Source organism: Campylobacter australis (assembly GCF_050586305.1).
Classification (GTDB): Bacteria; Campylobacterota; Campylobacteria; order Campylobacterales; family Campylobacteraceae; genus Campylobacter_A.
Map to the genome: position 1 here is coordinate 113152 of NZ_JAXUAA010000003.1, position 11984 is coordinate 125135.

At 35.2% G+C, this 11984-nt stretch carries 14 protein-coding genes and 1 tRNA gene; 3 read left to right on the plus strand and 12 right to left on the minus strand.

The features are described from left to right. Window positions 1-27: 27 nt before the first annotated feature. The 12 genes from U5B17_RS05635 to mraY form a co-directional block, all read right to left on the minus strand. Window positions 28-234, minus strand: a complete 207-nt coding sequence (locus tag U5B17_RS05635) for a helix-turn-helix domain-containing protein (protein WP_430804388.1) — start codon at window positions 232-234, stop codon at window positions 28-30. Window positions 235-500: 266 nt separating this feature from the next. Further along, window positions 501-695 (minus strand): hypothetical protein, encoded by a 195-nt coding sequence (locus U5B17_RS05640; protein WP_430804389.1) that lies wholly within the window; start codon window positions 693-695, stop codon window positions 501-503. A 360-nt stretch (window positions 696-1055) separates the two neighbouring features. After that, window positions 1056-1406, minus strand: a complete 351-nt coding sequence (locus tag U5B17_RS05645) for a plasmid mobilization relaxosome protein MobC (protein WP_430804390.1) — start codon at window positions 1404-1406, stop codon at window positions 1056-1058. Window positions 1407-1482: 76 nt separating this feature from the next. Next, window positions 1483-1689 carry a BrnA antitoxin family protein gene (locus U5B17_RS05650; protein WP_430804391.1) on the minus strand — a complete coding sequence of 69 codons (207 nt, stop codon included), beginning with the start codon at window positions 1687-1689 and terminating at the stop codon, window positions 1483-1485. Continuing rightward, window positions 1673-1969: a BrnT family toxin gene (locus tag U5B17_RS05655; protein WP_430804392.1), complete on the minus strand. Its 297-nt coding sequence runs from the start codon at window positions 1967-1969 to the stop codon at window positions 1673-1675. Before U5B17_RS05655 ends, U5B17_RS05650 begins: the two co-directional genes overlap by 17 nt. A 341-nt stretch (window positions 1970-2310) precedes the next feature. Further along, entirely contained in the window at window positions 2311-3306 is a 996-nt protein-coding gene (locus U5B17_RS05660) for an AAA family ATPase (protein WP_430804393.1), read from the minus strand. A gap of 13 nt (window positions 3307-3319) precedes the next feature. Next, a complete protein-coding gene (locus U5B17_RS05665) occupies window positions 3320-4585 on the minus strand; it encodes a tyrosine-type recombinase/integrase (protein ID WP_430804394.1) in 1266 nt (421 codons plus the stop codon). A gap of 217 nt (window positions 4586-4802) precedes the next feature. Then, a tRNA-Phe gene (locus U5B17_RS05670) sits at window positions 4803-4878 on the minus strand. A gap of 59 nt (window positions 4879-4937) precedes the next feature. Beyond that, window positions 4938-6467: a phosphoethanolamine transferase gene (locus tag U5B17_RS05675; protein ID WP_430804395.1), complete on the minus strand. Its 1530-nt coding sequence runs from the start codon at window positions 6465-6467 to the stop codon at window positions 4938-4940. After that, a complete protein-coding gene (gene murD / locus U5B17_RS05680) occupies window positions 6464-7681 on the minus strand; it encodes a UDP-N-acetylmuramoyl-L-alanine--D-glutamate ligase (RefSeq protein WP_430804396.1) in 1218 nt (405 codons plus the stop codon). The genes U5B17_RS05675 and murD overlap by 4 nt, the downstream gene beginning before the upstream one ends. A 105-nt stretch (window positions 7682-7786) precedes the next feature. Further along, window positions 7787-8296 (minus strand): hypothetical protein, encoded by a 510-nt coding sequence (locus tag U5B17_RS05685; RefSeq protein ID WP_430804397.1) that lies wholly within the window; start codon window positions 8294-8296, stop codon window positions 7787-7789. Further along, complete coding sequence (gene mraY / locus U5B17_RS05690) at window positions 8293-9360, minus strand: phospho-N-acetylmuramoyl-pentapeptide-transferase (protein ID WP_430804398.1); 1068 nt, start codon at window positions 9358-9360, stop codon at window positions 8293-8295. Before mraY ends, U5B17_RS05685 begins: the two co-directional genes overlap by 4 nt. A gap of 73 nt (window positions 9361-9433) precedes the next feature. Between mraY and gpmI the strand changes: the two genes are divergently transcribed. The 3 genes from gpmI to U5B17_RS05705 are packed head-to-tail and all read left to right on the plus strand — an operon-like array spanning window position 9434 to window position 11983. After that, window positions 9434-10900, plus strand: a complete 1467-nt coding sequence (gene gpmI, locus U5B17_RS05695; protein ID WP_430804399.1) for a 2,3-bisphosphoglycerate-independent phosphoglycerate mutase — start codon at window positions 9434-9436, stop codon at window positions 10898-10900. Between the two features lie 24 nt (window positions 10901-10924). Beyond that, window positions 10925-11476, plus strand: a complete 552-nt coding sequence (locus tag U5B17_RS05700; RefSeq protein WP_430804400.1) for a cysteine hydrolase family protein — start codon at window positions 10925-10927, stop codon at window positions 11474-11476. 60 nt (window positions 11477-11536) lie between these two features. After that, complete coding sequence (locus U5B17_RS05705; protein ID WP_430804401.1) at window positions 11537-11983, plus strand: hypothetical protein; 447 nt, start codon at window positions 11537-11539, stop codon at window positions 11981-11983. The last annotated feature ends 1 nt before the right edge of the window (window position 11984 follow it).

Sequence of the window (11984 nt, forward strand, 5' to 3'; positions counted from 1 at the left end):
AAAAAACACCATAAAAACAAGCCTATATCAGCAATTTACAGCAAATTTTTGTAGCCACTCGTTTATGGCTTTTCTGCTATAAATGATTGTTTTGCCGTATTTGTAAAAGGGGATGGAGTTGTTTTTGCCTTGATTTACTTTCATCCTTGCTTTTGCTTGTGCGTTTTTAGATATTCCAAATTCTTGCTCTAACTGCTCGATATTCATCAAATCATCGCTTTGAATTCTTTTCATTCTTGTTCCTTTTGTTTGTATTGTTTTGGTTTCGCAACATTACTCAAAGCAAACCCAAACACAGCTTAGAAAAGTGATATATAAAACTATTAACCCTAGTAAATGCCAAGTTTTAAGTGCTTGTATTATTTGCTATGCCATTAAAAAATAATAAAACATTAAAAAATAGCAATATGGATTATTTAAATTTGGCAAAATTAAAAATAAGAAAAAAGATATTTTTTTGATAAAAATATAGGAGTAAATTGCAAAATAATTACTATTTTTTACAATTTTACACCAAGATTAGCTAGCCGTTTTTCCATATATTGCTTAAACTCTGTTTCGCTTATATATTCTAACTCGCCACGCTCTCTTTGTGCTAATATTTCTCGCATATCTTTCTTATCTGCTTGAGTAATTTCATATTCTTTGTAATTCTGTTCGCGCCCATCAATATTTTTTATTTCATTTGACTGCATTGCTTGTTCCTTGTTTTTTATAGAATTATAGCATTTTTTAATTTGTTTGATTTTCGCAATAATAATTTAAAATTTTTTTGACAATTACTAAAATTTTAAAAAATAAAATGAAATTTTATTTTTTTATTTTTCATTATTTGCAAAAATAATGAAAATCGCCATTAAATGCCGATAAAATCGGTATTTTGGCTAAAAATACAGCCATAAAAATGGTTATCCTGCCTTGCTTCTTTTATCTTATATTTTCTTTTGCTAGTTTCAAAATTTGTAAAAAAGCTTATGTGAAAGTTTTAAAAATATTTTTGAATTTTAGATTGCTTCAATTTGTTGGCAATGATAAAAAGGGGGATAGAAAAATTTTTAACTACGATAAATAATTTTGTATGTGCTACGAATTTGCTTTTGCGTTTCGTCACAAATTTTTTTGATTTGGGTTAGGTGTTCAGCTATTTTATTTTCCAAATTGTTTTCAAAAATATTTATATTTAGACGATATGCGATTTGATTTATATTTGTCCCTATATGGGAAAGTTCTAGTAAAAATTCAGCTATGATTTCATTTTTTATTTCTATTTGCTCAAGTGCTTTTGTATATTTTTCATCACGCAAAAGCTTTCTGATGATATTTGATTTGCTCACACCATATTTTGTTGATAGTTTTTGAAGTGCTTTGTAGTCTTGCTCGGTTAGGTTTATGTGTAGGTCTTGCATTTTCTCCCCTTTTTTATTTTTTGTGAAAGCATATTTATCTCTTTGACGTGAGCTTGTTTTTGCTTTGCTCACGTGTTTATGATATGTGTAAGTCAAGCTTCTTGTTAGCACAATCGCTTAAAAATAGATTGATTAGCGTTTGGTATCCTATGCCTTTTTCGTTTGCTATTTTTTTGAAATATTCTAGTGTGTCTGCGTTGATATTGATTGAAATTTGTTTTTTTGCTGTTTTATCCACATATGGATTTTTTATGGCATTTGAAAAATCATATTCCTTTTTCATCTGTTTTCCTTTCGTTGTATTGTCTAGTTTCGTTTTTAGTGGCTTTTCTAGCAGAAATAAGCCTTATGATGTCATCTTGCTTATAACAATGCACTACAAGCAAGATTCGTTCTTTGTAGCTTTTGCCAAGCAATAAAAACCTATCTTCGCCATCAGAATGCTCATCATCAAACATAAAAAGGGCATTTTCATCAGCAAAGACACTAACTGCTTCACTAAATTCAACGCCGTGCTTTATTTTATTTGTTACCGCTTTTATTTCATTCCACTCATAATTCATAATGATATTATAATTATAAAATAATTATTTATAGCTTAATTGCACTATGTCAGTTTGTTAAACCGTGTTAAAGCACTTAACACGGTGCAAACGCCGTTGTTATCGGTGTTTGGTCTGCGACCGTGTTAATGTGTTGATTATGTAAGAGAAATTTGGCTTTTGTTCTATATTTTTTAACATATTAACACGATGTCTCTCAAATATCGTTGTTATCGGCTCTAGCACTGTGTTAAGTGCTTTAATACGGTTTAACATATTAACATATCAAAATTAGCTGGTATTGATAAAGTAGTTCTTAAAAAGCCCTAAAATACGAGATTTTAAGACTTTTTAAGGTTAAATTAAAGGGGATAAAATATTAGGGCGTGGCGGTCGTTTCCGTGTGTAATTCTAAAAAATTTACCATCGAATTCTAGTAAAAATTTTCTAAGTGAGTTTGAGCCTATGACTTCAACTTCATCATATTTTGCTCTTTTTTTAATCTCATTTATTAGATTGGTTCTGCTTATCCCACTCGGATTTTCTTTGATTATATCCTTTGCGTATTCTAGTGCATTAACCTGCTTGTCGTTCATCGCATAAAGCATATAATCATCAAATTTAAGGCTTAAATTTGCTGTGTCAATTATTACGGCTTGTGATTTTGTGTCATCTCGCTGTTTCATTGGTTCAAGAGTTACGATTAGTTGGTTTTCATTCCTTTCCCTTTTTTTGACAAAGTAGGCTTCATCACAACTATCAAAAAACGCAGTCGCTCCCTTATAGGCTTTATTGTTTTCGCCAGTGAAGTCTTGCTTGTTTTGGTGGTTTAAAAACCAAACTCCAGCGTAATAATCACGCATATGTTGCATAGCATCAAGCGTTGGCATCACGACTTCATCATAGCTCATGCTTCCACTTATGAAGTTGCGAATGCTATCAAAGATGATAAGCGTATCCTTGCAACTCTCATCTGCGATAGCTGATAGGCTAAATATAAGCGTTTTTGGGTCAAAATCTCTTTGGACTTTTTTAGCCGAGCTTATGTATTTTAAACTATCCGCATACTTGATTAAAATTTGCTCTATACCGCGACTTTTAAGTGTGCCTAATCCATTATCCATATCGACATAGATTACTTTTTTAATCGCTTTTATTTCAAGCATATGCGTGGCTAAATAAAGCGCCGTTAAACTCTTTCCGCTTCCTGGCATCGCATATAGGCTTATTAATTTGTTGCTCTCAGCAAAGCCATTTATAAGCCATTTTGGGTTAAAATCAGCAATATCGTTTGGTTGAAGCAATAAATTTGAGCGTTCTATATCTATTGCTTCATTCCCCTTTTTGAAATTTTTCATAGGTTCTCCTTTGTTAAAATAATGGTTCTAAATCGTTTAGATAGTCGCCATACCATTGCATTAGTTTTTCTAACTGCTCTTTTGTGCTTCTGCTCCTTTCGTATGCAAATTTGACCGCATCGCTCTGTTTGTGTGCGAGTGCTGTTTCTATCACTTCATCACTTATTCCCATTTGTAAAAGCTGGGCTTTGTTTTCAGAGCATATCGTGCGAAATGTCGCCCTAAATCCGTGTGCGGTGGATACGCCTTTATATTTGCCGCCATTTAAATTTATGATTGCTTTGTTTAGGCTGTCTTTGTGTAGATGGTTTTGCTTATTAAAGGCTGGAAATACAAAGCCGTTATCAATGATGCAGAAATTTCTTTGTTCTTTTAGAATTTTGATTGCATAAGAATTTAGGGCGATTTGATGAGCGTAGCCCATTTTCATTTCATCAGCTGGGATAGTCCAAGTTTTATCATCAAAACTTATATGCTCCCACTTTACACTAGTTGTGTTTATTGGGCGATTGACGCAGAGAATTTGTAGATAAATGGCTCTTTTTGTCTGTAAGTCCATCTTGCCATCGCATTTCAAATCGTGTAAAAACTCGACTAATCTCGCGTTATCAGTTATTGCTGAAAGTCTGCTATCTATGCCAAGCTTGTGCTTATATGTGCGTGAAGTTGGGAATTCTTTATGTAAATTTGGTATTAGGTTTTTAGCTATATGCCCGTCTCTTTCGGCGATAGTAAAGACTTCATTTATATTATCAATTAGGCGATGTATCGTTTCAAGTCGGCTTTTGTTTGGGTCGTTTGGATTAAAAATTGCGCTTAAAACTTCTTTTATGTCGCTGTATTTGATATCTTTTATATCCATTTTGCCAAAGGCTGGCAAGAAATACTTTTGATGTCTGATTATGACCTTTGATAGATAGCTCTCCTTTTTGCCACTCTTTCGCTTGTGTTCTATGATCTTATCAAAGAGATTTTCGTAAATGTATTTACCTGCTTTTTTGCCCCTTAAAGCGTCTATGTCTTGCTTTCCGCTGTTTAGCTCTCTTAATATTTGCGTGGCTTTTACTCGTGCCATATTTGCGGTAAATATACTCTCTCGCCACTCACCGATTTTGATAAATTTGCTATTAAATTTAAGTGTAAAGGTCTTTGTGCCTTTTGGATTTACTTGTATGTAAAGCTCTTTTGGGTTGCCGACTACTTTTCTGTATTGTTTTGGTTGTAAAGTGAGATTTTTTATATCTCGGTCTTGAAGTGTGGTTGTAGCTATATTGCCCATTTTTTCCCTTTTTATTGATGAAATTTTGAGCAATACTGACTTAATTATTTTTAAGTGCTTAATCAATACCTTTAATTCACTAGAATTAAAAGAAATTTGAAAGCATAGAAAAGCAAATAAAAGTAATCAAATATTGCTCCCTGCTTCGCAAACAAGGGAAATTAAAGTAAATTAAGGGGATTGTTTAGAATTGAAAGAAACTTAAAACTAACTTAAATGGTGGTTAGAGGCAGAATCGAACTGCCGACACGCAGATTTTCAGTCTGCTGCTCTACCGACTGAGCTATCCAACCACCTAATAAAAGAAATGTGATTATACCTTTTTAAAGATAATTTTTTGCTTAAATTCAAATTATTTAAATAAATCCAATTTTTCATCATATACGCTTGTTTGAATCTCAAAATACCCTAATATGGAAGAAAAAATATTATCATGACTTAGCTTGACATTTTTTTTGTATTGTAATCTTTCTAAAATTTCTTTTTTATTTGAATATATCATCATTGGCACATGCTTTTGTTCAATAGGCGCTATATCATACGGCGCACTGTGCATGTTAAAGCCGTTTTCTCTTAAGCTTTGTCCATGGTCTGAAATAAAAAACACAATCACATCTTTTGTTAAATTTTGAGTTATTTTGATGATTTCTGTCAGTAGATAGTCTGAGTATAAAATAGAATTATCATAGGCATTTATCAAGCTAGCTTGATCGCAATTATCTAAGTTTTTAGAATAACAGTCTGGTAAAAATTTAGAAAATTCTTTGGGGTATCTTTCGTTATATGGGTAGTGTGAGCCTCGAGTATGCAAAACGATGATTTGATTTGTCTTATGATCATCTATAATATTTTTTTGCAATGGTTCAAGTAATACACCATCAAATTCTGGAAAAAAGAATTTTTTCTTGTTATGTTGTATTTCATCACAAACACCTTCGCATCTGCCTTGGGTATTGTTCGTGCTAAGCCAAGTTATATCTACGCCTACTTTTGCTAGTATGTGAAAAATATTATCTTGATTTTCATTTAGACTATATTGCTCTCTTGTTGAGGCTGAAAACATACAAGGAATAGAGTATGTTGTGTATGTTCCGCATGATATTACATTAGAAAAATATACTAAGTTTGACTGTTGCTTAGTATAAAAGTTCGTGTCATTAAGCTTGTACCCCCCCCCTATTGAGTAGTTAGCAGCTCTTGCACTTTCTCCAGCTATAAAAATAAGTAGCTTTCCATCTTGATTTAAATTAATGCTTGCATCTAATCCTATGTGTGTTCTAGGTGGTTTTTTTAGTTCTAATTTTACGAATTTGTATCCTTGATATATTGTATAAAATGGAAGAGTCAAAAATTTAATTTGAACATTATCATTGTAAAAGCTTTGAATAGTATGCTTAAAAGGCAAAACACATATACAAATACCCAACAAGCCAATCAAAAGTAGCCTAAGTTTAATGTAAAAATGGTTTTTGCAGTCAATCTTGCATAATAATATCAAAATACTAGGTATGATGAGTGCAAAGATTAGATATAACATTAAATTTATATCAATAAAACTTTTTGCCTCTGCTACATTTGTTCTAAAAACATTACCAATCACACTATAGTCTAGAAAAATACTGTATTTATATATAAAGTAGCTTCCAATGCATGTTACACTGATACATAGTATGCTTATGAGTTTTGTTAAGCCTTTTATAAAAAGCATTGAAAATATAATTAGACTTGATAAAAAATAAGCAATTATGATGCTTGTAGTTATAATAAAGTTGCTTTGTTCTATGTTGTCATAAATATATTTAAAAAAATTGTAATTAAGTGCCGTTATATAAAATGCAGTAATTATCGTAAAGCTAAACCAAGAAATTTTAATTTTATTCATATTTTTACCTCTAAAAGATTAACAAATTCCTTAAACCTATCCCCTCGTTCGGCATAGCTTTTAAACTGATCCAAACTCGCACAAGCTGGGCTTAAAAGCGCGATCTCGCCTACTTTTAATACCTTTGAAATCTCACCAACCGCAACTTCTAAAAAATCGCATTTTACACACCTTATGCCAAATTTTTTGCTTAAAATAGTTAGCTTTTGACTATTTGATCCGATCGTATAAATTTGCACATTTTTAGCACTCAAAGCCTTAAAAACTGGACTTAAATCCACACCTTTATTGTCGCCACCCAAGATTAAATGCAAAAATTTACCATCATATCGTTTTATTGCCTGTATCGTTGCGTCGATGTTTGTAGCCTTCGTGTCATTTACCCAAACACGCCCAAATTTATCGCTAAACTCTTCAAGTTTATTTGGCTCAATGACAAATTTATTTAATCTGCCTACATCACACTTATCAAGTAAAATTTTCTCTACCGCAAGGGCTAAGAGTGCATCCATTAAAAACGGCGTTTTAAAGGCTATCTCGCTCTCATCTACACCGCAAAATTTAGCCAAATCCGTCTCGTTTTCATAGCTTATAACACAGGCTTTTGTGGGGGTGTCGGCGTAAATTTTAGGCACGATCGCAACCGAGTTTTCGCCCATATATGAAAGTGGTTTTAGTTTTGTCTTCTCATACTCGCTAAAATCGCCGTGCCATGACAAATGATCAGGTGTGATCGGCAAAAGCACATATATACCGGGCTTTGCGCGAAATGTGTAGTGCATCGTAAATGAGCTAGTTTCTAGTATCCAAATTTTGGCATTTGGGTCTAGTTTGGCTAGCGGCGTACCGACGTTTCCGCCCATAACCGAGCCGTAAATTTCAAGCAGATGTTGCATCATCTTTGTCGTCGTAGTCTTGCCATTTGTGCCACTGATCCAAACGCAAAATGGCAAATTTATGCCGTATTTATCGGCAAAATAGTCATACTCGCTAGTTAAATTTCTAGCCTTTTTAATAAACTCATGACTTGGTGGTATGCCCGGGCTTGTAATCTCAATCTCGCTATTTTCGGGGCAAAACTCACTCACTGGCAACAAGCGGTTGCCAAACTCATCTGATGAAATTTCGCTAAATTTATCATCGTAAATATCCCAACCACCGCTCTTTGCGATCGCTTTTGTCGTGCCACCATATCCGAATAAACTTTTTTTCATATTTTACCCTTTTAAGGCTTTTGATATTTGCAGATCGCTTAGTTTGCCGAAATTGCCACGCAAACTAAAATCATCAAAACAACTCGCCTTTATTTTAATTTCGCGTCAATTTCTATCAGCCCATAAAATTTCAACTATCTCATCAGCCGAAAGCTCGACCATCTCGCCATTTATTTTCTGTCTTGTAAATAGTTTATGGCTATAACTATCTTTAAAATTTAACTCTAAAAAGTCGTGAAAATAGCTTCCATACACCGCCCTGCCATAAAATGCATCTAAAAACTCATCATCAAATTCTCTCTCGCAAAAGCTACACATACGCTCAATGATCTCGGCAAGCTCGGTCTTTGTGATGTCTGGCACGAGATTTGGCTCTGGCAAAGCGATGTCAAATGCGATATTTTCGGCTCCATCAGCCTCCCACCACTCCACGACATCAAACTCATCGGCATTTTTGCCACTTATAGCTTTGATATTTTGCTTTAAAACTTCATACCTTTTGCCATCTTCATCGCCGTTTTCATCGCAGTAATCGGTATATGATAAAATTTCAGCCAAAATTTTATCATATCGCTCTTTTGCAATCTTAAAATTTGGCTCTATTACCGCTCTCATCGAAGTTTTAGAGCGATAAGCGCAACTAAGTTTGCCATCAAAGCGATGATCCAAAATCTAATTATGATCTTATTCTCCGCCCAGCCCTTCATCTCGAAGTGATGATGAATAGGTGCCATTAAAAATATCCGCTTTTTGTTGCGGTATTTGTAGCTTGTAGTTTGCAAGATCACGCTTAGCGTTTCGATCACGAAGACAAATCCAACTAAAATCAGCAAAATTTCATTCTTACTCATCACACCCATAAGTCCGATAAATCCGCCAAGGCTTAAACTTCCGCTATCGCCCATAAACACCTGTGCTGGATAGCAGTTATACCATAAAAAACCGAGCAATCCGCCAATGAGTGCCGATGCGACGATGATGACTTCGCCTAAATTTATAATCTTTGGCAAGAAAAGATACGAGCTAAACACGGCGTGTCCGCTAAGATAGGCAAAGATACCAAGTGTGATCAGTGAAAATATACTAGGCACGGTCGCAAGTCCATCTAGTCCGTCGGTTAAATTTACAGAATTTGAAGTGGCAATGATGACAAGCATCCAAAACGCAATGCTAAATACGCCAAGATCAAAGAGTGGGAATTTATAAAACGGCATCCAAAACGCCCCGCCAAGCTCCGTGCAAAAATACAAAAGCGAACAGACAACGAGCGAAAGCGTCGTAAGAAGCAGCATTTTAGCCTTTGGCGTTAGTCCTGCGTGGTTGGCTTTGCCTACAATCTTTGAGTAATCATCAAAAAATCCAATCCCAGCAAATCCCACCAAAGATAGTAGCGAGATCAGCACATAGGCGTTGCTTAGCCTAGCACAAAGCAGACTAGCCGCAATCGCTGAAAATACAAAAATAAGTCCGCCCATAGTCGGCGTTTTACCCTTTTCTTGATGGGTTTTGGGAGCTAGTTCGTAGATGGGTTGGTTGGCGTTTTTAGCCTTCGCCCAGCGTATAAATTTAGGCATAAGCCAAACAGTAAGCACAAATGCCACGAAAAATGAAAGTCCAGCACGAACCGTAAGATACTGAAAAAAGTTTAAATTTATAATCCCATTAAGATAGTAAAACAAAATATTGCCTTTATTTTTAAAAAGGCTAATTTTAGTATAATGCCACTAAAAAAATGATAAATTCGGAGCAAAAATGGCACAAAAAACCATACTTGTAATAACTGATGGTATAGGACATAACGAGAGTGAAAATTTTAACGCATTTGCCGCGGCTAAAAAGCCAACATATGAGTGGCTATTTAAAAACACGCCAAATACTTTAATAAAGACTTCCGGTCTTGCTGTTGGCTTACCTGAAGGACAAATGGGCAACTCAGAAGTTGGACATATGACGATAGGGAGCGGACGGATTTTATATCAAAATTTGGTAAAAATTGATCTAGCTTTTAAAAATGGTGATTTTAAAACCAATGAAAATTTATGCAAAATGTTTAAAACTTGCAAAAATATTCATATCATCGGACTTTACTCAGACGGCGGAGTGCATTCGCACCTTAATCACTTTCATGCCATGTATGATTTGGCATTGCAAAATGGCTGCAACGCACACGCTCACATCATCACAGATGGTCGCGATGTATCGCCAAAATCAGCATTTGAGCTTGTAAAATCAGCCGAGCAAAAGATGAAAATTTCAACCATTTGCGGTCGCTTTTACGCCATGGATAGAGACAATCGCTTTGAGCGTATAAAACAGGCTTATGATGCGTACTTTGGGGCTTTAACGCCACTTAGTATTACGCCAAGCGAGTATATTTCGCAAAGCTATGCTAAAAATGAGCTTGATGAGTTTATAACACCTACTACTTTTAATGATTTTAAAGGCATTAGCGAAAATGATGGCGTGATTTTTATAAATTTTAGAAATGATAGAATGCGTGAGCTAGTAAGTGCATTTGGAGGCGAGAGCTTTAGCGAGTTTGAGCGAAAATTTATCGTGCGAAATTTAATCACGATGACCGAATACGACGCGAAATTCACCTATCCAGTTTTAATCCCAAAAGAAAATTTACAAAACACTCTTGCAAATGTCATCGCAAAAGCTGGTAAAACGCAGTTTCACACCGCAGAAACGGAAAAATACGCCCATGTAACTTTCTTTTTTAACGGCGGAGTAGAAGATGCTGAGATAAACGAAACTCGCGTTCTTGTGCCTAGCCCAAAGGTAAAAACATACGACGAAAAGCCACAGATGAGTGCTTATGAAGTATGCGATGCGGTTTTAAAGGCGATTGATGCGGAGTTTGACTTCATCGTGGTAAATTTTGCAAATGGCGATATGGTCGGGCATACGGGCGATTTTAACGCGGCTGTAAAGGCGGTTGAGGCAGTTGATGAGTGCTTGGGCAAAATTTTAGCCAAAGCAAAGGCAAAAAACTACGCCTATATCCAAACTAGCGATCACGGCAACTGCGAAGCTATGCGTGATGAGAGTGGAGAGATGCTAACTAATCACACGACTCTTGATGTGTATTGCTTTGTGACGGCTGATGGTGTGAGTGAGTTAAAAAGCGGCATGGGGCTTAGCAACATCGCAGCAAGTGTTCTAAAATGCATGGGGCTTGAAAAACCAAGCGAGATGAACGAAGCGCTATTTTAAAATTAAACTAACAAAGGAGAAAAGATGAAAGATACAGCACTTGTCATAATCGACATACAAAATGACTATTTTCAAGGTGGCAAATCCGAGCTTTACGAGCCGATAAAAGCGGCACAAAATGCAAAAGCGTTGCTTGAAAAATTTAGACAGCTAAATGCACCGATTTTTCATGTTCAGCATATTTTTGAGAGCGAAAATGCACCATTTTTCGCACCAAATACAAACGGTGCGCAAATTCATGAGTTATTAACGCCAAAAGATGGTGAATTTGTCGTTGTAAAGCATTTTACAGACGCATTTTTAAACACTAAACTAGGACATGAGCTAGAACGCTTAAATATTAAAAATCTCATAATTTGCGGCATGATGAGTCACATGTGTATAGATACTAGTGTGCGTTCAGCCGTTGCAAAGGGCTTTAGTGTGAGTTTGGCTCATGATGCTTGTGCTACAAAAGAGCTTGAGTTTAACGGCACAAAGATAGACGCAAATATCGCTCATATATCATTTATGGCTGCAATGAATGGAATTTTTGCGGATGTAAAAACAACAGACGAAATTTTAAAAAAATTGTAAAATTTATCTAAGATTTGTTAAATTTCTGTGTTTCAAAAAAATAAAATACAAAGGAAAAAGATGAAAAGGTATTTAAAATTTAGCTTAGCTGTTGCGCTGGCTGGAGTTTTTGCTGGTTGCGCTGAAGTTTCAAGTGCGCTAAATAGCATAAACAAAATTACAAGCGGTGCGACACTTGCAACCGAGATCAATCCAAGCACTATATGCAATGAGTGGAAAGAAAACGAAGCAAGAGCAATACAAAATTACAACAACAAAATGATAAAATTTAAAGGCGAACTCACTCACATATCATCTAGCTCCTTGTTAGGAAATACCGCTTCGTTTAAAGCAGGTAGTGCGGATCTTACCTATGTGCCAGAAAATTCAAAAGCTGATAATATTGCAACTCTAAGCAAAGGTAAAAGCTACATAGTTGCTGGCAAAATCACAAGTATATCATACAGCCTTGATCCAAAATCAAAATGCGACATTGGACTAAGAGGCGTTTCAATAGAGAAAAATTAAT